Annotated in this window: 21 protein-coding genes; 4 read left to right on the top strand and 17 right to left on the bottom strand. The window is 44.4% G+C overall.

Going from position 1 to position 19,848, the window contains the following annotated elements:
• The 15 genes from BCV39_RS23280 to BCV39_RS11985 all read right to left on the bottom strand — a co-directional run.
• The coding region (locus BCV39_RS23280; RefSeq protein ID WP_206747161.1) for a hypothetical protein at nucleotides 1-189 on the bottom strand (189 nt) is incomplete at its 3' end.
• Between the two features lie 475 nt (nucleotides 190-664).
• Complete coding sequence (locus BCV39_RS12050; RefSeq protein WP_102460931.1) at nucleotides 665-1,801, bottom strand: flagellin; 1,137 nt, start codon at nucleotides 1,799-1,801, stop codon at nucleotides 665-667.
• Nucleotides 1,802-2,221: 420 nt separating this feature from the next.
• Nucleotides 2,222-3,412, bottom strand: a complete 1,191-nt coding sequence (flgL, locus tag BCV39_RS12045; protein ID WP_048661936.1) for a flagellar hook-associated protein FlgL — start codon at nucleotides 3,410-3,412, stop codon at nucleotides 2,222-2,224.
• A 10-nt stretch (nucleotides 3,413-3,422) separates the two neighbouring features.
• The gene (gene flgK, locus BCV39_RS12040; RefSeq protein ID WP_048659816.1) at nucleotides 3,423-5,303 is read right to left on the bottom strand and encodes a flagellar hook-associated protein FlgK; all 1,881 of its coding nucleotides are present in this window, start codon (nucleotides 5,301-5,303) and stop codon (nucleotides 3,423-3,425) included.
• A gap of 223 nt (nucleotides 5,304-5,526) precedes the next feature.
• Nucleotides 5,527-6,444, bottom strand: a complete 918-nt coding sequence (gene flgJ / locus BCV39_RS12035) for a flagellar assembly peptidoglycan hydrolase FlgJ (RefSeq protein WP_048661934.1) — start codon at nucleotides 6,442-6,444, stop codon at nucleotides 5,527-5,529.
• A gap of 10 nt (nucleotides 6,445-6,454) precedes the next feature.
• A complete protein-coding gene (locus BCV39_RS12030) occupies nucleotides 6,455-7,546 on the bottom strand; it encodes a flagellar basal body P-ring protein FlgI (protein ID WP_017106350.1) in 1,092 nt (363 codons plus the stop codon).
• A gap of 94 nt (nucleotides 7,547-7,640) precedes the next feature.
• Complete coding sequence (flgH, locus tag BCV39_RS12025) at nucleotides 7,641-8,417, bottom strand: flagellar basal body L-ring protein FlgH (protein ID WP_048659814.1); 777 nt, start codon at nucleotides 8,415-8,417, stop codon at nucleotides 7,641-7,643.
• A gap of 89 nt (nucleotides 8,418-8,506) precedes the next feature.
• Complete coding sequence (gene flgG, locus BCV39_RS12020; protein ID WP_004739713.1) at nucleotides 8,507-9,295, bottom strand: flagellar basal-body rod protein FlgG; 789 nt, start codon at nucleotides 9,293-9,295, stop codon at nucleotides 8,507-8,509.
• A gap of 21 nt (nucleotides 9,296-9,316) precedes the next feature.
• Nucleotides 9,317-10,066, bottom strand: a complete 750-nt coding sequence (locus BCV39_RS12015) for a flagellar basal body rod protein FlgF (protein ID WP_102432357.1) — start codon at nucleotides 10,064-10,066, stop codon at nucleotides 9,317-9,319.
• A gap of 253 nt (nucleotides 10,067-10,319) precedes the next feature.
• Nucleotides 10,320-11,624 (bottom strand): flagellar hook protein FlgE, encoded by a 1,305-nt coding sequence (gene flgE / locus BCV39_RS12010; protein ID WP_048609567.1) that lies wholly within the window; start codon nucleotides 11,622-11,624, stop codon nucleotides 10,320-10,322.
• Between the two features lie 49 nt (nucleotides 11,625-11,673).
• Nucleotides 11,674-12,387: a flagellar hook assembly protein FlgD gene (gene flgD / locus BCV39_RS12005; RefSeq protein WP_010439286.1), complete on the bottom strand. Its 714-nt coding sequence runs from the start codon at nucleotides 12,385-12,387 to the stop codon at nucleotides 11,674-11,676.
• Nucleotides 12,388-12,404: 17 nt separating this feature from the next.
• Entirely contained in the window at nucleotides 12,405-12,818 is a 414-nt protein-coding gene (gene flgC, locus BCV39_RS12000) for a flagellar basal body rod protein FlgC (protein ID WP_102432356.1), read from the bottom strand.
• Between the two features lie 4 nt (nucleotides 12,819-12,822).
• Nucleotides 12,823-13,218 (bottom strand): flagellar basal body rod protein FlgB, encoded by a 396-nt coding sequence (gene flgB / locus BCV39_RS11995; protein WP_004736175.1) that lies wholly within the window; start codon nucleotides 13,216-13,218, stop codon nucleotides 12,823-12,825.
• Nucleotides 13,219-13,473: 255 nt separating this feature from the next.
• Entirely contained in the window at nucleotides 13,474-14,301 is an 828-nt protein-coding gene (locus BCV39_RS11990) for a protein-glutamate O-methyltransferase (protein WP_004736174.1), read from the bottom strand.
• A gap of 11 nt (nucleotides 14,302-14,312) precedes the next feature.
• Nucleotides 14,313-15,239, bottom strand: a complete 927-nt coding sequence (locus tag BCV39_RS11985; RefSeq protein ID WP_048609568.1) for a chemotaxis protein CheV — start codon at nucleotides 15,237-15,239, stop codon at nucleotides 14,313-14,315.
• A gap of 77 nt (nucleotides 15,240-15,316) precedes the next feature.
• Here BCV39_RS11985 and flgA point away from each other — a divergent pair, with 77 nt between their 5' ends.
• The 3 genes from flgA to flgN all read left to right on the top strand — a co-directional run bounded on the left by flgA (nucleotide 15,317) and on the right by flgN (nucleotide 17,051).
• Nucleotides 15,317-16,063, top strand: coding sequence for a flagellar basal body P-ring formation chaperone FlgA (gene flgA, locus BCV39_RS11980; protein WP_048659809.1), 747 nt, complete (start codon nucleotides 15,317-15,319; stop codon nucleotides 16,061-16,063).
• 178 nt (nucleotides 16,064-16,241) lie between these two features.
• Nucleotides 16,242-16,559: a flagellar biosynthesis anti-sigma factor FlgM gene (gene flgM, locus BCV39_RS11975; RefSeq protein ID WP_017062263.1), complete on the top strand. Its 318-nt coding sequence runs from the start codon at nucleotides 16,242-16,244 to the stop codon at nucleotides 16,557-16,559.
• Between the two features lie 66 nt (nucleotides 16,560-16,625).
• A complete protein-coding gene (flgN, locus tag BCV39_RS11970; protein WP_017062264.1) occupies nucleotides 16,626-17,051 on the top strand; it encodes a flagellar export chaperone FlgN in 426 nt (141 codons plus the stop codon).
• Between the two features lie 270 nt (nucleotides 17,052-17,321).
• Here the strand turns inward: flgN and flgP are convergent, their stop codons facing one another.
• Together flgP and BCV39_RS11960 are read right to left on the bottom strand one after the other, a co-directional pair.
• The gene (gene flgP, locus BCV39_RS11965) at nucleotides 17,322-17,753 is read right to left on the bottom strand and encodes a flagellar assembly lipoprotein FlgP (protein ID WP_016791311.1); all 432 of its coding nucleotides are present in this window, start codon (nucleotides 17,751-17,753) and stop codon (nucleotides 17,322-17,324) included.
• A gap of 9 nt (nucleotides 17,754-17,762) precedes the next feature.
• Nucleotides 17,763-18,398, bottom strand: coding sequence for a FlgO family outer membrane protein (locus BCV39_RS11960; protein ID WP_017064137.1), 636 nt, complete (start codon nucleotides 18,396-18,398; stop codon nucleotides 17,763-17,765).
• A gap of 192 nt (nucleotides 18,399-18,590) precedes the next feature.
• Here BCV39_RS11960 and BCV39_RS11955 point away from each other — a divergent pair, with 192 nt between their 5' ends.
• Nucleotides 18,591-19,724: a flagellar assembly protein FlgT gene (locus tag BCV39_RS11955; RefSeq protein WP_017062267.1), complete on the top strand. Its 1,134-nt coding sequence runs from the start codon at nucleotides 18,591-18,593 to the stop codon at nucleotides 19,722-19,724.
• Nucleotides 19,725-19,848 lie beyond the last annotated feature (124 nt).

Below are 19,848 nucleotides of genomic sequence, written 5' to 3'. Positions count from 1 at the left end.
TACATTCACTGCCATGGTGATTTCTCCAATTGATTTTCCGGTATAGCGGTTTCCGACGTCTCGGAAAACCAAAGTAGTTCTCTCAAAGTTACTTTTAATAACGGCGCGAAATTCAGAAGCTTTAGAAAAACTTTTAAAAAACCACAAAAAAATTATTAATCTAATATTTATCAATAACTTAATTTTCATCACCTTCTATTACAGAGATAGATTTCAATTGAAAAAAGATTTCAACCTGTTTAAAAAACGTACGAATCGCCGTCTAAATTAGTCAAGGTGGAGAAATGATCAATCACCAAAGATCTCTGGGGTAGGCAAATCTTGTGCAATAGATGAAATTATTTGTCGTGAAGAAGAGCCGTCAAATAGAGATCTAAGAAAGGTAGAGCGAGAAAATTCGCAGGGAAGTAAGTAGCAAAAACAAGAAACACAGAAAGGAAAAAGCCCCTTTTCCTTTGAGAGAACCGGGGCTAGTTGGCGCGTCAGAGCCTGTGTGGAGATCATCGAGAAATGAACACATTTCCGACTTGCCGTTGCATTCTTACCGTAAAAATGGATAGCAGGTGAGAGATGAGAGAGCTAAACACTCAATAGTAAGTATGCTTGCCAGTTTCCCTTGCTGCATGGCTCACGTCTGAACACGAGCAGCAACTTCAACCAATAACTATTGCAACAATGTCATTGCAGAGTTAGGCAACTGTTTTGCTTGAGCAAGTATCGAAGTACCTGCTTGTTGCAGAATTTGTGACTTGGTCATTTGCGTCGTCTCTTTCGCAAAGTCTGTATCTTTGATTCGGCTGTTAGAAGCGTCTACGTTCTCTTGTACGTTTGCCAAGTTATTAATACTGTGGCTTAGACGGTTCTGTTTCGCACCCAAATCAGCACGCTGTGAATCTACGTACTTCATTGCAGAATCAATCACACTGATTGCGTTCTGTGAACCTGCAACGCTAGTTAAGCTAACATCTTGAACAGAGGTTGCGCGGCCTTCACTCTTAATTCCTAGCTCAGACGCTAGGCCACCAGAGATCGACATTGCACCTTCAAGGTCAGGTTCAGCAACGAACAGTTGTAAACGACCTTCATCGGTAACCGATGCGTTCACTAGATCAGATTGACCATTAATGTAAGTCGCCAGTTCTTCAATATCATCACCCGCTTTGGTGTTAATATCTAGAATGATGTCTTCGCCCGCTTTAGTCTTAAATTCGAATTTAAGATCGCTTGCGGTTGGCGGCACTTGCCAATCTTTGTCTTTCGCGTTTTCTGAATCAAACGTAGTACCACCCATGCGGAAATCATCGGCACGAATGCTAGTCAACGCCATGATCATCGCTTCACCAGAGTTAGAACCAATCTGGAACGACGCTTCACCAAATGAACCATTCAGTAGACGACGGCCACCAAAAGAGGTTGTTTCCGCGATACGGTTAAGCTCATCTTGAAGTGCCATTGACTCTTCGTTCAGTGCAGTACGCTCTGCTGGAGAGTTAGTGCCGTTTGATGATTGAATCGCTAGATCACGCATACGTTGCAGTACGTTGGTTGATTCATTCATCGCGCCTTCAGCGGTTTGAGCAATCGAAATACCGTCGTTAGCATTACGCATTGCTACATCAAGGCCACGAGATTGAGCCGTTAAGCGGTTCGAGATTTGCAGACCTGCTGCATCATCTTTCGCGCTGTTGATCTTGTGACCAGATGACAAACGCTCCATAGAAGTCGCTAAGTCATTAGACGCTTTATTCAGGTAACGTTGTGCTGTCATAGCAGATACGTTAGTGCTTACATTGATAGCCATTTTGCTCTCCTTATGAGTTCGCAAACTTTCTGCGAAGCGGCCAGCTTTACTCTCATATGGATAAGCACTGACCGTGTATTACTCGATAAACCCTATTCAGGGTTTAAGATCTGTATTAATCATTTATAACCAACACAGATACAAGTTGTATGCCAAGTTTAATTTTGTATAAATAATTTTTTAATTAAATAAAAATCAAAAACTTACAAAAAATTAAACGCGATTATGATTGTTTGTTCTTTGAGGGTGAAACAACGTATACCCTCCTGATTGCCGTTTTTTGCCGCTATCTTGAAAAACAAAACGTTTCGTATAAAAAAGCGGCAAGTATTGAAGTCATTCGCACGTATGGCATAGCACATAAGGCAAAGAATCGACTCCGTGATGAACAGCAGCTCACCACTAAATACCGATTGATCATTAAATATAATTAAACAAGGTCAGGTCTTTTGTTTTGCCAAACGCTTGTTGTGAAGCTTGGAGTGCTCGAGAGTTTTCATTGAATTCAATGATGGCTTTCGAATAATCTAAGTCTTCAAAGTTGCTTTTTGCTTTCGCCAAAGACAACTTAAAATCTTCATGTTGTTGCTCTTGAATATCCAAGGTACTCAAGCGTGCACCGACATCGGTTCTCGCCTTAGTTAAATGGATAAACGCAGCATGGAACTCTTCTGTTACTTGGTGCAATTTCGCCGTTGCCGATGCATCCGACACAGGGTTTTCTGCCTGTTCTGCCGCCTCTTTGAACGTATCAAAGATAGAGAATGTCTCTCTCGGCTCTAAGGTGATGGAGTCACCCTTAGTGATCTGGCCTTTGACTTGAATATTCAGCCCTTCGTAAACAATGCCTGTCGAAGGATCAAAATCTTCTGCTGCAACCACTGCACCGTCTTTTTCAAGCTGATAAGCGAAATTACCCGTCTGCATGTCGACAAAAGTCACTTTATAAGTAGACCCATCTTCATCGCTGTTGGTCGCACGCCCGAGCAATAACTCAGACGCAGGCTCAAGCTCATATTGAGGCTCGTAATCCCCGAACGGGTTGTCTATTTCCATAAACATTTTGCTGCCGGGATCATTCATCGCCATTTCAAAGCTGCTTGCCACACGCATCTTGCGTTGATAGTCATCACCTTGGTAAGTCACGTTCCCTTCATTATCTCGAAAGAAAGGTTGGTTCTTTGGTTTAGTACCCGCAAATGTGTAGTTACCCGACTCATCTTGAGAGTTGGCTAAATGCAGAAAGTTATTCGCCAGTTCTTGAATTTCACGCTTCTTAGCTAAGCGGTCTTCTGGAGAAAGTGCACCGTTGATCATTTCCATCACGGTTCGTTTTGCTTCATCAGCAAAGCCTTCAGTGTTGGAGACCAATACCTCATGATGTTCAAGACGGTTTCTTACTAAAGTAATCGCATCTACATACTGTTTAAGCTGCTCTGACTGCTGACCAATATTCTGTAAATAGTGCGTCGCCAATGGGTCATCACTCGGCGACTGCAACTTCTTACCAGAAGCGAGCTGCGCTTGGTTGTGATGCACCTTGTTCTCTTGGCGGCGCAAGTCGTTTTGTACTGACTGATAATTGTGGAAGCTAGAGATGCGATTCAACATTTATACCTTCCTATCTCAGAGCCAAAATGGTGTTAAACGTATCGTTGGCTGCTTGCATGATGCGTGACGAAGCCATATACGCTTGTTGAAATTTCATCATATTTGCCGCTTCTTCATCGAGGTTAACCCCCGAAATCGAAGCAATACGTTCTTGAGCTGACTGCTTTTCTAGCGTCGCGATATCACTCAAGCGATTTGCCGTGGAAGACTTCAAGCCCGTATTGGTGTTCAAATTGTGGTAAAGGTCTAAAATCGTAGACTCACCATCATTCAAGATCTTACCTGTTTGGAGATCTTGTAGCTTACGTAGGTTTCCGTTATCGCCTTCTGATGGGACAAGGTTTGCCGTAAATTTATCGTTTGCCACCGCACCGGCTGTTAGCTCAAAGGTGGTGCCATTGATGGTCACAGGCCCTTGTGGCGGATACGGTTGCGGCTGCATTAAAATGTTGCCCTTTGGATCCGTTACGGCAAATTGCTCACCCTTTGGCGATACAACCACTTCGAACTCACGTAATTGGCCAGCCGCTAAAATTTTGAACCCCGCAGTGCCTTTAGCAAAGGTGGTCGATGCCTCATAACTTTGTGCGGCAATATCTCTAGGGTCTTTAGTTTCCATCTGAATCTGCGCAGCAAAGTTGCGCGTAGGGCGCAGTAATAACTTCTCGCCAAGTTCAGGAGGATTACGTATTTCCACTCGCATGCCATCAAGATAAAAAGCGTTACCACTAGAGTCGGTCGTCACCTTAACGGTTTCGCCATTCGGCTTAGTCACGACATAATCACTGCCGTCATACTTAAGGCCGTACTCACCACCTTTTAAGGCAGAGGTGTCATCGATATATACCGCAACATCCGCTGTTGACTGCCCACTAGCCGTGACACGAGATTTTGCCACCAGCTCTGAGTTCACATCGGTGAAAATATCTTGGCCTACGTTGCCGTTGAGATCCAAACCTTGCTCTTGAAGACTATTTACCTTGTACGAAAACGCCGTCGCCAAACGACCAAGCTCATCCATGATTGCTGGAATATGCTCGTCTCGCATGTCTAACATGGCACCGATTTTTCCGTCGATATCACTGCTGGTGATCGGTTTTAAAGACTTCCCTTCAACAATCGCCAAGCGACGCTGATGCGCATCGGGCAAGCCATCAACCATTTTCAGTTGGCTTGCTTCACTACCTGAAACCAAGGTATGGCCATTACCGATATGGACGTTAAATCCTTCGGCGTTTGAGCGCGGAGTTACCGTGACTTTGGTATAACCAGACAGCTCATTAATAAGCTTTTCGTGCTGATCCCGAAGGTCGTTATGTGGCCCAGGAGTTCGCATCATTAAGCGTTGTACGTCACGGATCTCGTAAGCCAGTTGGTTAACTCGCTCGATACCCATATCTAACTTTTTATTAGTAGAATCAGACTGTTGTCGAACTGTTTCATGAAATTCGTTCAAGGTTTTAGTTAATAGCCCAGCCTTTTCTAATACAACCTTTCGCGCACCAACATCATTCGGTGTATCGGCCAATGTTTTAACCGAGTCAAACCACTCGTTGAGGTTTTCTGGGATCTTCTTCGAAGCAACCGATGACAACATGCCCGACAGCATATCTAGGTTGGCTTCGGTATCACCTTTGTTGGCGGCATTGGTTGTCGATAGGTTAAGTTCATTGACGGCAAATTGGTCCCAAGAGCGGCGAACATTTTCCACATGCACACCCATACCATAGGTTTGGCCACCGTACTGGCGCGGGTCATTCACACCTTGAATCACAGATTGGCGGCTATAGCCCTCTGTGTTGGCGTTAGAAATGTTATGACCTGTGGTGTTTAGCTGTCTCTGAGCGGTAAGAACACTTTGTGCCCCTACATTCAGAAGATCCGACGCCATAATGCCCCCAAAAAACTTAACAAAATCAGCGCAAACTGATTAACTACAACTGCATATCATCAAGAGATAAAGCAATATATATGCCAATAGATAAAACTGAGAATTCAAAGGCAATAATTTATTGAAGTGTAAGGAGATAACTACAGACTTCGCAGCAAAACTTGAGGTGATAGATAGGAAAAGAGCCTGCCAATGGCAAGCTCTCAATGTTCATTAAAGGTGATTAGTTCATCTCATCAATCTTAGCTTTAACGCGCAATACCTTATCTGCATAGTTAGGGTCAGTTGCGTAACCTGCTTGGTGGATACCTTTGATGAAGTTCTCTGAGTTACCTTGATGCTGCAATGCCGTTTCGTATCTTGGGTTTTCGTTCAAGAACTTCACATAGTCGTTAAAGCTATCTTCAAAGTTTGAGTAAGAACGGAAAGAAGCCGACTCTTTAACGGCTGTTTTACCGTGGAACTCAAGTGTCTGCGTAGCAACCTTATCGCCCTTCCAACTTCTGTCTGCTTTGATGTTGAATAGGTTATTGCTGTTGCCCAAAGAGTTCTTAACCATTTTAGAACCCCAACCCGTTTCAAGGGCAGCTTGTGCCAATAGTAGAGACGAGTCCACACCAAGCGCGCTCGCTGCTTTTTCTGCGTAAGGCTTCATTGAGGTCACAAACGATTCTGGAGAATCAAAGGATACTGGCTGTTTTGCTGCTTGCGCAGATTGTACTTCTGATGCTCGACCTTCTGAACGGCCTGAGTACTGAGGTCTTTGCAATGAAGTATCAAAGCCTTCACTACGAACCTTATCTTCCGTCGCATCGCTTGCTTGACCCGCGCTTAACTGCGCCACAATCATATCCGCAAGACCTAACGAACCCGAAGCACTCAACTCACTCGCCATTTGCTCATCTTGCATTTGGCGATAAAACTGCTCGTTCTGGCTATTCAGCATATCCGATTTGAAGCTTGAGTTTGCATCGCGCATCGACTTAAACAACATTGAGGTAAAAATTGATTCAAACTGTTTTGCCGCAGCGGTTAATGCTTCTTTCTCGCTGCCTTCTTCACCGTTTACCGCTTGTTGACGAAGGCGGTCTAGGCTGCCGATGTCGTGGATAAAGCCGATGTCATTGTTATTCTTAATCATGCTTAACCCCTTAGATAATGATCAATTGGCCTTCAATCGCACCCGCTTGTTTCAGTGCTTGAAGGATTGCCATTAGATCAGAAGGCGCTGCGCCGACTTCGTTAACTGCTCGAACCAAATCATCCAGCGTTAGGCCAGGTTCAAACTTAAACATCTTGCCATCAGCTTCAGTGACTTCGATATCTGAATCAGGAACCACTACTGTTTGGCCGCCAGAAAATGCATTCGGTTGGCTTACGTTGAGATTTTCTTTGATTGCGACCGTCATACCACCGTGCGTTACCGCCGCCGCTTTTAAGCGAACGTGCTTACCAACCACGATCGTACCGGTACGAGAGTTAACAATGATTTTTGCAGAACCTTCTGCAGGGTCGAATTCGATATTTTCAATTGCAGACAGGAAAGCCACACGTTGGCTGATTTCTCGAGGTGCACGAACTTTTACTGACGTCGCGTCTACCGCAGACGCCATTTGTGGGCCTAAGAAGTTGTTAACCGCATCAGCCAAACGCTGAGCCGTTGTAAAATCTGATTGGATTAGGTTGAAGGTAATATAGTCACCGCGACCGAATGGGGTTGGAATCTCTTGTTCAACCGTTGCACCGCTAGAGATGATGCCAACGTTAGGGTTGTTACCGACAATCTTAGAACCGTCGTTACCCTGCGCGCTAAAACCACTTACTACCAAGTTACCTTGCGCTACGGCATACACCTGGCCATCAAGACCTTTTAAAAAGGTTTGTAGCAGCGTACCACCACGTAGGCTTTTTGCCGAACCGATAGAAGACACGGTTACGTCAACTTCCTGACCTTGCTTAGAGAAAGCTGGCAGTTCAGCAGTCACAATAACAGCCGCTACGTTTTTGGTTTTTGGCTTAGTGCCGGGCGGCAATTGGATGCCAAAATTTTGCAGCATTGCGTTAAACGTTTGATCGGTAAAGGGAGTTGTCTCACCTGTACCCGGCAAACCTGTCACCAAACCGTAGCCAACAAGTTGGTTACTACGAACACCCGCCACTTTTGCCACGTCTTTAATACGCGCAGCATGGGCACTGGTGGCAAGAAATAGCATGCCGAATAGTACGAGTGTTAGTTTTTTCATTGAGTAACCTGTCTGTATTGCTTTAATTTATAATAGCTTAGCTAAATATGGCTGAGTGATAGAGGCTATCAGTATGTCGACACCCTCTCAAGCCCTACAGAGATACATTAAAGAATCGTGCCAAGAATCCAGGCTCTTGCATATCTTTCTGCACGCCCGTACCCGAGTACTGAATTCTTGCGTTAGAAACACGGTTTGAAGCGATGGTATTTTCGAAATCAATATCGTCTGGACGGATAGTGCCACTCAGGCGGATATACTCATCGCCTGTGTTCAATGTCATCCACTTTTCACCACGAACCACTAGGTTACCGTTGGCTAATACTTCAATAACTTCTACGGTAATGTAGCCGCTGATGCTGTTACTTTGGTTGGCTGATGCGTCACCAGCGAAGGTATTGGTGTTGCTCAGATCGTAAGAGAAGTTGTACTTATCGATCGTTAGCTCTTGACCACCAACGGCCAAAGGCTCCATCGATGCATCGTTCGACTTAGACATGTCTGCGTTGGCTTTTTTGGTCGCTCGAGTATTCTCATCTAGCGCCACAGTAATGATGTCACCAATACCACGCGGTTTTGAGTCATCGTACATGCTGCCAATATGATTCACATTGAATAGTGAACCCGTTGCCGCTGCGTAATGCTCTGGTTTCTGCTTTGGATTGATTGGCGCCCATGCAGGGTCACCTGCAATTGGATCGGTTCTACCACGAAGCGTGTCGATAATGCCTGAGCTCTCTTCAGCCGACTTATCACCTTCCACTGCATCAACTACTGTGGTTGCGTTTTCTTCTGCTGGAGTCTCTATCGGGTCCAGCACAGCACAACCCGTCATAGACATAAACAGAGCTAAACAAAAAATACGTTTCATGGCGATATACTCTCAGCAGGCAGTGGTCAATGGATCAATTAGTAGAAACACGTTGATGAATTCGAATAAGTAAACGGCTAACAAACCAATTACAGCTGTTGGTTAACAAAGCTCATCATCTTGTCTACTGACGAGATAACTTTTGAGTTCATTTCGTATACACGTTGAGCTTCAATCATGTTTACCAGCTCTTCGGTTACGTTTACGTTCGATGTTTCTAGCATCGACTGACGAATGTTACCTAGGCCATCGAAGCCCGGTACACCTTCTTGCGGGTCACCACTCGCACCAGTCGGTAAGTAAAGGTTTTGACCGACTGGCTCTAAACCGCCTGGGTTTACGAAGTCTGTAATCGTGATTTGGCCAACTACGACGTTGTTTTGCTCACCACGTAGACGAACCGATACTTCACCGTCGTTACCAACCGTTACTGAGATCGCGTCTTCAGGAATCACTATTTCTGGTTGTAGAGGGTAACCTTGGCCCGATGTTACGATTGCGCCGTCACCGTTCAGAGTAAACTGACCATTACGGCTGTAACCCGTTTCACCGTCTGGCATCTCAACTTGGAAGAAGCCGTCACCTTCGATCATCATATCTAGGCTGTTCGACGTTGTTTGTGCGTTACCGTGCGTGTGCACTTTCTGAGTAGCAACAACTTTAGAACCAGCACCCAACATCAAACCACTTGGCAGCTCAGTGTTCTGAGACGATTGACCACCCGGTTGGTTGATGTTCTGGTAGAACAGATCTTCAAATACCGCGCGGCTCTTTTTAAAACCAATGGTCGAGGCGTTGGCAAGGTTGTTCGAAATCGTTGAGATATTGGTTTGTTGGGCGTCTAAACCTGTTTTACTTACCCATAGTGCTGGATGCATAGCAATTTCCTTTAAACTCTATTAGCTCATACGAAGCAGTGAATCAGACGACTTGTCCATTTCCTCTGCTGTGCTCATCATCTTGACCTGCATTTCAAACTGACGTTGTAAGTCAATTAAGCTGGTCATTTCACCTACGGCATTTACGTTACTGCCTTCGATAGCACCTTTTAGCAACGTTACCGCTGCATCTGCTTCGTATGCCTGATCTGGGTTTTTCGAACGGAATAGACCATTCGTATCTTTAAACAAAGTTTGGTTGTCTGGACGTACAAGCTTAATACGATCAACTACGGCCAATTCTTCAGCTGGAGCGCCTTGAGGAATCACCGAAATCGTACCGTCAGTACCAATTTCTACTTTACTGATTGGGATGGGCAGTGTGATTGGCGCATCGTTCTCACCTAGCACCAAATGGCCACTTGCGTTAGTTAGCAAACCGTTTTGGTCAACCCTTAGATTACCGTTACGCGTTAAGCCTTCGCGGCCGGTGTTATCCATCACTGAAATCCAACCATCACCTTGAACGGTAACATCGAGATCTCGGCCAGTGGTAACCACACTACCTTGCGCAAAATTATGACCAGGACGCTCTGTCATGCTGAAAACACGAGTAGGCATGCCTTCACCATACGCTTGCATTGAACGTGCTTGTGCTAAATCAGCACGGAAACCAGTTGTACTCACGTTGGCAAGGTTGTTTGCACGTAGCTGCAAAGCCTGCATATTTTGCTTTGCGCCACTCATGGCAAGAAACAGTGCGCGATCCATAATTTTGCTCCAAAAAATCATCTTCTAGAGCTTATAAAGCAAACACTGTGCCAATATTTTTAACTGTTATTTATCAATAGTTTAAATATAAAATGAACAAGGATGGGTGATCATTAAAGGATCATTGAGGAAGAATTGTTGCCAGTGGCATTACCGTGCGGCAATAGGGGCGGCAAATAAGAAGACAAACAACAATACCCAATTCAATAACATTGAATTGGGTATTCGCAGATGATTCAAACGCTCGAAACGATTAACGAATCTGAAGAATATTCTGTTGTAGCTGGTTGTGTACTTCTAGAGAACGCGAGTTCGCTTGGAAGTTACGTTGAGCAGAAATCAAATCAACCAATTCTTGAGTCATATCGATGTTCGATTGCTCTAGAGAGCCGTTGTTGATACTACCAAATGAACCTTTGTTCGATTCACCCCAGATCTTGTCACCTGAGTCATTAGTAGAATCCCATTGAGTGCCACCTTTCTTATCTAGACCTTGCTCATTTGGTACACGAACTAAGCCTACACGGCCAAGCATCACGTTTTCACCATTTGAGTAAGTACCTAGAACACTGCCGTACTCATCGAAATCGATTTTAGTTAAGAAACCTGTTGTCGCACCATCTTCATCAAACTTAGTCAATTCAAACGGAGCAGCAAACTGAGTTGAAGAATCCAGACCAAACTTAAGCACCTGTGTTGGATCGGCACCGTTCAAGTCAATTGGGTTCGCACCTGCACCTAGAGGATCAGAGTTAATTGGCTGACCACTGTTTAGGCTTGCTAACGTACCATCATTGTTGAACTTCATTGTGTGACCAACATGACCTGTTGCATTCGTCGCATCACCGCCAGTAATGTTCAATGGCTTCTCACCATTCTCATCTGACATGGTGTAGTACGTTTGCCAAGTGTTTGGTTGAGTCTGATCTTTGAGGTAGTAAGTCGTTAACTTGTAAGACTGACCCATAGAATCGTATACCGTCGAAGACGTTGCACGGTTATAAGTATCAGCATCTTGGTAGTTAAATGCAGCCGGGTCTTTAAGATCACCATTTGCAGGAAGGTTGACCCCTACTTCAATGTTTTCTGTCTGTTTTGGCTTACCAAACTCAGCAGGAATGTCGAGAGGCTTTGGCGCGTAAGAAAGAACTTCACCCGAGTTTGGATCCACATCGTAACCTAAAAGAAACTCATCATTAGCCGTAACCATGTAGTTGTCTTTGTTTAGGTGAAATGCACCATTACGCGTTAGTTCGTTAATCTCTGGCACCATGCGATCTTTCGATACTGCAAAGAAACCTGTACCACTTACACGCAAATCCATTGGGTTGTTCGTATAAATACTTGAACCTTCGTGGAACTGTTGCGCCACTTGGCTAGCTTGCGCACCACCACCAGACGTCGTTTTTGCGTTAGTAAACAACGAGTTTGAGTAAACATCACCGAACTCTGCACGAGACTCTTTAAAGCCAAACGTGTTTGCGTTCGCAATATTGTTACTGGTTGTATTCAGGTCTAATTGTGCAGCGGATAGGCCGCTTAAAGCTACATATGACATTCCAATATTCTCCTAATCTATCTAGCTAGCATAGTCACTCAATAAAGAGCTACGCTTTACCAACTTCTAGTACTTCAGCAAGTCGTACTGGCGATGTGAAACCAGCCAGATTGAGTAGTACGTTGCCATCACCCTTACCAAGAAGCACACTGTTCACGTTCGCATAACTGGAAACTTGGAACTCTGTGTTCTCGCCATCCAGTAAACCCGACGCTTTCACGTTATATTTACCGGCCGGCAATGGGTTACCGTCTTCGTCTTTTCCGTCCCATTCAACACGTGTATCACCAGATGGTTTAGAGCCGATATCAAATGTGCGAACCAATTGGCCAACTTCGTTCTCAACACGGACCATTACATTGTCCATTGCCTGAGGAAGCTTAACCATTGCCGCCATACCGCCATCACCGGGTTTTACACCTGCCGCACCAGGAACCAATACGTCACGACCAACCAAAGAGGATGCCTGAAGTGCTTGGTTAGAGGTCATTGATGAATTCAAGCTTTCAAACTGTGTATTCATTTTGCCAATGCCATCTACAGTCGCAAATGAAGCCATTTGCGCAATCATCTGGTCATTGCTAACCGGCTTGAAAGGGTCTTGTTGTGCTAATTGCTTAGTCAACAAAGATAAGAAATCTTCTTGTTTAAGATCCTGCTTACCTGTTGTTTCATCGGGCTTTTTAGCGCCATCTTGAAGACTCTTCAGCTGGTCAACATAGGACAAGCCGCTTTGACCAACATTGTTGTTGATTCCAGCCATGTGCTACCTCCTTATCCTTATTGACCCATCTGCAGCGTACGCAGCAGCATTTGTTTACTCGAGTCAGCAACCTGTACGTTCGTTTGGTACGCACGTGATGCCGAAATCATGTTTGCCATCTCTTCCATAACGTTCACGTTAGGCTTGTAGATGTAGCCTTCGTTGTTCGCTAATGGGTGATCAGGGTTGTACTCCGCGCTCAGCGGCTTATCGCTTTCTACAATACCCAATACTTTCACAGGCACAGTGTGGTCACTGTTGAGTGCTCGATTTAACTCAGCGCCGAACACTGCGTGGCGAGCCTTGTAAGTTTCTTCAGCAGAACTACTTACACTGTCCGCGTTTGCAAGGTTGCTCGAGGTAGTATTTAGACGAACAGATTCAGCACTCATCGCAGAACCAGTCACATTGAATACATTAAATAAGCTCATCTAATTATTCCCCTTTAATCGCTTTAGTTAAATTCTTGAACTTACTTCCTAAGAAGTCGAGAGAGGCTTGATGCCTAATTTGGTTTTGCATGAAAAGGTTTCTTTCCAAATCCAAATCAACCGTGTTGCCATCTCCTGTATCAGGTTGTGTAGGAATTCGATACTTCGTTTCCCCGTTCACCGTTGTTGAGGCAGAAATGTGCCGACCATCTGTACGGCTAAGACCAATGCTTGCCCCAGAACTTGCCGCTTGCAGTGATTTCTTAAAGTCTAATCCCTTTGCTTTATACCCAGGCGTGTTTGCTTGCGCGATATTGGTGGAAAGCACCTCAGCGTTACGCTCACGTACACCAACTGTGTGCTGGTGAATGCCCAAAGCATTGTCAAAAGAAATAGCCATGTAAACCTCAACTCAAGAACTGACTGTTATGAAATAACCAAAGCAATATATATACCAACTTTTAAAACAAAGCGGTCTATCAATACTTTTACAGGTTACTCGTAGGTAAACTTGCAATATACAAGCCAAAAAATAGAGTAAATTGGAATGTCACTCTGACTTAAAGATATAGCTTAAGCAGGAAAAAGAAAACCCAGCACTTGGCTGGGTTTTGAATTTAAGCAGTAACGTCGCACCTTATACTGGTGCTATTCATTACTTTAATTTGTAGATGATGCCTGGATTACAGCGAACCATTTCAAAACGATCCGTTAAGCCTGTTAACGATTCAGACGCACCCAATAGTAGGTAACCACCAGGGTTGAGGCTGTTTGCCATCTGGTTAAGTACCTTTGACTTCATATCAGGTGAGAAGTAAATCAGCACGTTACGACAGAAAATGATGTCGAACTTGCCTAACAATGCATAGCTGTCCATCAAGTTTTGAGGACGGAAGTTCACCATGCGCTTCACGTTGTCTTTCACTTTCATACGACCATCACCCGCATCTTCAAAGAAGGTACGACGACGCTCAGGAGAAAGTCCGCGTCCCAAAGCTAGGTTGTCGTACGCGCCCGTGCGGCACATATCCAACATACTTGCTGAGATGTCAGTTGCGGTAATCGATACATTTGGCAGCATACCCGGCTTACGAGCTTGAGTTTCAAGAATCGTCATTGCCATTGAGTATGCTTCTTGGCCTGAAGAGCTTGCGGCAGACCAAATCTTAATAGGACGTTTATTTGCCGCTATTTCCGGTAGAAGCTTATCCGCAAGCACAGCAAACGGGTAAGTATCACGGAACCAAAGTGTCTCGTTCGTCGTCATGGCATCGACAGCAGCCACACGCAGCTCACGGTTTCGACCTGTTACTACATCTCTCAACAAATCAGATAACGAAGCTAACTTAAACTTCGTTACTAATGGGCTTAAACGACTGCGCACTAAATACTGCTTGCTGTCACCTAATACAATGCCACATTGAGATTCTAAGAAACGGCTGAAATCGCGATACTCTTGATCACTTATTGTTATAGCAGTCATTAATGTCTCTTTTAGTTAGTTAACGCAGCTTTTACCGCTGCACCAAGCTCATCAGGGTTGAATTTCGCGATGAAGGAGTTGGCTCCTACGCGTTCAACCATGGCTTGGTTAAATACACCACTCAATGATGAGTGTAAAATTACGTATAAATCTTTAAGTTCGGCGTGACGACGAATCTCAGCAGTTAGCGTGTATCCATCCATCTCTGGCATTTCGATATCTGAAATCACCAACGAAATCTGGTCGTAAATACTGCCTTCTGATGACATCTGCACCAGCTTCTCATAGGCCTCTTTACCATCTTTCACTGAGATAACTTCAAAGCCAATTGACTCAATAGCACGTTGGACCTGCTTACGAGCAACGGTCGAGTCATCAGCGATCAAAATGCGACGAACCAGTTCTTTCTCTTGTTCTACTTTCGCAATGTCTTCAGCAATCTTGCTGTCCATTGTTTCATCAACAGGAGAAATTTCTGCAAGGATCTTCTCAACATCGAGAATTTCTACCAATTCATTGTCAATGTTGGTTACCGCTGTCAGGTAGTTAGCTCTACCTGCGCCATCCGGCGGCGGAAGAATCGATTCCCAGTGCATGTTAATAATGCGCTCTACTGAACTTACTAAGAAACCTTGAATGGTTCGGTTAAACTCAGAGATAACCACAAAACACTTTTCAACATCCGTTGTAGGACGGCCACCAATCGCTAAGCTCAAGTCGATCACAGAGATCGTTTGGCCACGAATGTGTGCGACACCTTTAACCAGTGGGTTCAAGTTTGGCATCTTCGTCAGCTTAGGGCATTGAAGCACTTCTTTTACTTTAAAGACATTAATGCCGTAACGCTGACGCCCCATTAGGCGAAAGGTTAGTAATTCTAATCGGTTTTGACCGACGAGTTGCGTACGCTGATTCACCGAATCAAGAATACCCGTCATGAGCTCATCTCCATATCAAACTTTTTTGGATAAAAAGTGTTAGTCTACTGCAGGCTACGAACCACTAGAGAAACGGAATGATGTATTATAAAACAAATCTGCCGCTTTTTTCCATAGCAATGTGTAGAGCTACTTTTAAAACTGTCGCTAAGTTTATCGGCATTTTATCAATATTGTTTAGTTTTTTTGTACAAGCTGCGACCCCAGAACAAATTGAGATGATTCAGTCTGCAGCAGAACAACATATCCTTGATACGGTAGAGCAGCCACAAGGCGGCGAACTCTTTGTTAATTCAGCAAATGTTGATTCAAGAATCAAAGCGACAGACTGCCCAATTCCTTTAGAGACCAGCGCCTCAACCACCACCAATACCCGCAGCAGTATTACGGTTTTAGTGCAATGTGTTCCTGATGAGTGGCGCGTTTATGTACCCGTGCGTCTTTCGATGTCGGTGCCCCTTGTCACCACCACTCGTTCACTCGCGAGAGGCGAAATCGTCGGTCAATACGATGTCACCACCGCTATGATTTCTCTTAACAAGTTTCGTCGCCAAGGTTTCACAGCCCCACAACAAGTCATCGGCGCTAAGGTAAAAAAGAACCTAAGACCGGGCGATGTTGTAGAAAGAGGCGATATCTGTGTCGTCTGCCGAAACGAGAAGGTTATCATACAGGCAGTAAAAGGTGGCATGACCATTACCACCAAAGGGACTGCGCTTACCGATGGCTCTATGGGTGATCAAGTAAGAGTGAAAAATGACAAATCACAGCGTATAATTGAAGGAATTGTTACCAGCATGTCTGAAGTCACAGTTTACTTTTAACTCTTTACTTCTAAATTGACGGTATCGTTAACGATTTCACTCTCTACTCTAACGCCAAATATGACGGCGGCGGTGTTTTGTCGCTTTTCGACTATTGAGCTAAAAATTGCTAAAGTATTCGAACCCTTGGTCGATATTGACTGTACAGGTTCCCATTTTTGAAGAAAAAGGCTTAACTATGGCAGGCATTGATAATATTCGTTCAGGGCAAACCCTAACGACCACTAACCGATCAGCAGTACGCTCTGATTCTAGTTCTGAGGCATCACGTTCTGATGTATCAACTAAATCACCAGCAAGCAAAGATGCGGTTTCACTTAGCCAACAAGGCAAAGCAATTGGTCAGCTCCACCAAGATATGGCAGCACAACCAAGCTTTGATTCTGTGAAAGTAGCAGCGATCAAAGAAGCGATTGCGAACGGTTCATACACTGTTGATCCAGAAAAACTGGCAGACAACATGATCAAGTTCGAAGATGAATTAAAAGGTCTTTAAGCCAACACTCACTTTTGATTGAAGTGATTGTCTTAAAGCATACGAGGTTATGAATAGGTTTACGTTATGGCGGCACTAGCAGATTTAGTTAATTTTCAACTTCAAAATGCCAAAGCCTTATCTGAATTATTAAGTTCAGAGAAAACCGCTATTACGAGCCGACAATCAAACGATATTGAGCGAATCGCCAAAGAAAAAGTAGTCCTTGTTGAACAATTAAGATCAACCGATCAGCGAATCGCGACCCATACCAATATCTCAGAACTGACCGAGAATCCTGAACTTGCTCAGTTAGTCACAAAGATCCAGTCGATAGTGCACGATTGCCAGCAAGCGAACCTTGTTAATGGCGAAGCCTTGAATCGAGCACACCTTAGCTTCAAAAAACTCAGCAATATGATGCAGCAAAGCCACGGTAAAATTGGCATGACCTACAATGCCGGTGGTCAAACGCATACTATTTCCACGCTGGGAACCAACGTAAAAGCCTAGTTAAGCTACCTCTTCAACAACACTCCTACTTAAGTCTGTATCTGTATCTGTATCTGTATCTGTATCTGTATCTCAGGCTATTTCTGTCGTTGTCCTTTATCAAAATTTCTAATCAGCCTTTGAACACCCTGACAAAATCGATAAACAAAAAAGCGGCAAGTATTTTCATACTTGCCGCTTTTACATCCATATTAGTTATTGGTTGCCGATATGCCATCTGGAAAGCAAGTAGCAACCAATATCACTGAATATTCAATTCGAACACCGAAATTAGAACAGTGTTTGTTGTCTCTTCTCAGGTACTGCCTGAACTTCACCGTAGTTACGTAGCTGATCCATCTTGCGAATATCCAACTGAAGCTCTGTTACGTAGCTATCACCCACAGGGTAACTGCGCACCACTTCTGCGCCACGGATAACACCATCAACCGCACCTGACGTACGCTCTGTACCAAGCCGTTGATCTTCAAGTTCTGCTCGACCGCTTACTCGCATGCCGTAAACCTGTTCAGCAAGCTCACGATAAGCATCGATCTTAGAGGCTCTCATCGCGCGGATACGTCTCTCTTCGTCGTTACGACCTTTCTGCTCACTGATACTCGCATAGCCAACAGCCACTAAGAAATCATCAGGTCTCATGCTCTGCAATGGCTGACAGCCAACAAGCAATAAAGCGGCAACAACAAACATTAACTTCTTCATCTCGAACTCCTAAGGGCGAAGAATAACAGTATAAGGCTGACTGATCGTTGGATCGGAACGAATGATCACGCCATCTTGAGTTCGAATACTGTTGAGAGTATCTAGGTCACGGCCAATACGGTCTGCAGGTAAGAAGCCTTGTGCCGTCGCCACTACAATTCGAGTTTGCATGCCAACAACGCGAGCATTTACTAGTACACCGCCTTCTTGGCGAAGCATGGTGCCTGTCAGTACATACTGTACGTCTTGCTCTTGAGCTAAGTCTTTCCAATCGCGGCTCAACGCAAAGTCACCTTGGTGAGTCACTTGGATAGAGCCAGTAGTTTTAAAATCAACCACCTTGAAGCCACGACGCTGAAACTGATGAATGAAGCCTTCTGATACCGAGTTGCCTAGCCAGTTCGTTGTGTCCATGTGCTGCAGGTCCACAAACGAAGTAATTGCTATTGGCGTTCTCGCTGAAATACTTGTATTCGAAATGATCAAATCTTCAGTCATACTTTCCACAAAAAAATCCATGGTATGGCGAGGGCTGTCCATCAACATAAACTGACTGCCTGAATATTCAGACTTGCCGTTATAGATCGGCGAATAAGCGCATGATGTCAGTAACATGACACTCATTACTACGAGCCATTTTTTCATTCTCTAATCTCCAGATAGTTTTAGTGCCACCTGTTCCAATATGTTCTCACCATTATTCTTTTCAATGGATTACAATGTTGGAACAGTCTTTGCTTTTCATTAATGGTTCAGATTAAGAAAAACGCACTTAAGTCAGCTTCAAGCTTATAGTTATTTGTTAAGCAATATTTATACCCAACTGGTAACGAATAGATGAAAAAAATAATTTCTTACTTATTTTCAATAAGTTCACTGATAACCATAAGCTTCAGTGCTCATGCCTCTTGGTATGAGGTTACCGGTACAGCAGCCATCGTATCGTCAGAGGAAACGGCAAGGGTCCATGCTCTGGAAGACGCGGTATATAAAGCGATCCAGTTCTCAGGAGCCGACATTGGTAGCATTGCCAACCTCACGCCCTACCTCGACGCAAACAAAAAAGAGTTTCAATTTACCAATCATGAAGTGCGCTACATCTTGGTAGAAAAAGAGAAAAAACGCAGTGGCAATATAATGATCACCGCAAGGATCGATATCTATCCTTCGGCAAATGCTTGCCATGAGAGCCAATATAAGAAGACATTTTTGGTCGGCAACATCGATGTGACTTCCCCACAGCAAGCTGTAATGGGCAGAATCTATAACATCGGTGATGATTTTGGTCATGTCGTAGATCGACAGCTGGCGCAAGAGTCTCGCAGCTTTGTTTCCGTTGGCACGACCAATTACGACATCGACAAACGTCGACCTGAAGTGATCAAGATGATCGCCCAAGACACTGGCGCACAATACATCATTGGTGGCGACATTACCGATTTAACCGCGACCATCGAGTCCAAACTGTTGAAAGACGACATCATCAATCGCCAGTTTGCGTTAGAGATGCAAGTCTTCGATGGTAAAACAGGACATCAGGTTTACAACCGTAGCTATCGTGAAGTGGCAAAGTGGCCATTTGCTAAGACCAGTGAAGTCGACACCCGCAGTGCCCGTTTCTGGGCATCAACCTACGGCAGCATGATGCTGCGTGTTAGCCGTAATATTATGTTGGACTTAGAATCGGAAGTGTCATGTAAGATCACCCTTCCAGAGGTTGCAGCGGTATTTGGTAACACTGTGACCATTGATTTAGGTCGAATGCATGGCGTACAACAAGGTGACAAGTTACAACTGTGGCACACAGGTTCGTTTATCGACCAACGCGGTTTGCCACGCAACAAGGTTTCTCAAAGCGACATCACCCTAACGGTTTCTCGCGTTTACGAAAACGAAGCGGAACTCACGATTGATCAGCCAAGCCTTGCGGGAAGCATTCAAATTGGTGATGTGATGCAGAAAATCATGTAGTTAGCGACACTCTCGTCTCAGAGTTTCTAATAAAGCCTTAGCAAAGATGCTAAGGCTTTATTTTTTTCATGGGTATTAGTTTCGGTTTTGCAGTATTTGGCGTAATCTTATTAATAACATAATC

Source organism: Vibrio sp. 10N.286.55.E10 (assembly GCF_002872555.1).
GTDB classification, from domain to species: Bacteria; Pseudomonadota; Gammaproteobacteria; order Enterobacterales; family Vibrionaceae; genus Vibrio; species Vibrio crassostreae.
This window is presented reverse-complemented; position numbering and strand designations above follow the sequence as displayed.

What these genes read in the sequence shown, in the direction of transcription:
- BCV39_RS11955 (WP_017062267.1), top strand. Translation starts at nt 18,591, where the DNA reads ATGAAAAAAATAATTTCTTACTTATTTTCAATAAGTTCACTGATAACC.
- flgE (WP_048609567.1), bottom strand. Translation starts at nt 11,624, where the DNA reads ATGTCATATGTAGCTTTAAGCGGCCTATCCGCTGCACAATTAGACCTG.
- flgK (WP_048659816.1), bottom strand. Translation starts at nt 5,303, where the DNA reads ATGGCGTCGGATCTTCTGAATGTAGGGGCACAAAGTGTTCTTACCGCT.
- BCV39_RS12015 (WP_102432357.1), bottom strand. Translation starts at nt 10,066, where the DNA reads ATGGATCGCGCACTGTTTCTTGCCATGAGTGGCGCAAAGCAAAATATG.
- flgP (WP_016791311.1), bottom strand. Translation starts at nt 17,753, where the DNA reads ATGAAGAAGTTAATGTTTGTTGTTGCCGCTTTATTGCTTGTTGGCTGT.
- BCV39_RS12050 (WP_102460931.1), bottom strand. Translation starts at nt 1,801, where the DNA reads ATGGCTATCAATGTAAGCACTAACGTATCTGCTATGACAGCACAACGT.
- flgN (WP_017062264.1), top strand. Translation starts at nt 16,626, where the DNA reads ATGGCGGCACTAGCAGATTTAGTTAATTTTCAACTTCAAAATGCCAAA.
- flgC (WP_102432356.1), bottom strand. Translation starts at nt 12,818, where the DNA reads ATGAGCTTATTTAATGTATTCAATGTGACTGGTTCTGCGATGAGTGCT.
- flgM (WP_017062263.1), top strand. Translation starts at nt 16,242, where the DNA reads ATGGCAGGCATTGATAATATTCGTTCAGGGCAAACCCTAACGACCACT.
- flgA (WP_048659809.1), top strand. Translation starts at nt 15,317, where the DNA reads ATGATGTATTATAAAACAAATCTGCCGCTTTTTTCCATAGCAATGTGT.
- BCV39_RS11990 (WP_004736174.1), bottom strand. Translation starts at nt 14,301, where the DNA reads ATGACTGCTATAACAATAAGTGATCAAGAGTATCGCGATTTCAGCCGT.
- flgG (WP_004739713.1), bottom strand. Translation starts at nt 9,295, where the DNA reads ATGCATCCAGCACTATGGGTAAGTAAAACAGGTTTAGACGCCCAACAA.
- flgB (WP_004736175.1), bottom strand. Translation starts at nt 13,218, where the DNA reads ATGGCTATTTCTTTTGACAATGCTTTGGGCATTCACCAGCACACAGTT.
- flgJ (WP_048661934.1), bottom strand. Translation starts at nt 6,444, where the DNA reads ATGATTAAGAATAACAATGACATCGGCTTTATCCACGACATCGGCAGC.
- flgH (WP_048659814.1), bottom strand. Translation starts at nt 8,417, where the DNA reads ATGAAACGTATTTTTTGTTTAGCTCTGTTTATGTCTATGACGGGTTGT.
- BCV39_RS12030 (WP_017106350.1), bottom strand. Translation starts at nt 7,546, where the DNA reads ATGAAAAAACTAACACTCGTACTATTCGGCATGCTATTTCTTGCCACC.
- flgL (WP_048661936.1), bottom strand. Translation starts at nt 3,412, where the DNA reads ATGTTGAATCGCATCTCTAGCTTCCACAATTATCAGTCAGTACAAAAC.
- BCV39_RS11985 (WP_048609568.1), bottom strand. Translation starts at nt 15,239, where the DNA reads ATGACGGGTATTCTTGATTCGGTGAATCAGCGTACGCAACTCGTCGGT.
- BCV39_RS11960 (WP_017064137.1), bottom strand. Translation starts at nt 18,398, where the DNA reads ATGAAAAAATGGCTCGTAGTAATGAGTGTCATGTTACTGACATCATGC.
- flgD (WP_010439286.1), bottom strand. Translation starts at nt 12,387, where the DNA reads ATGGCTGGAATCAACAACAATGTTGGTCAAAGCGGCTTGTCCTATGTT.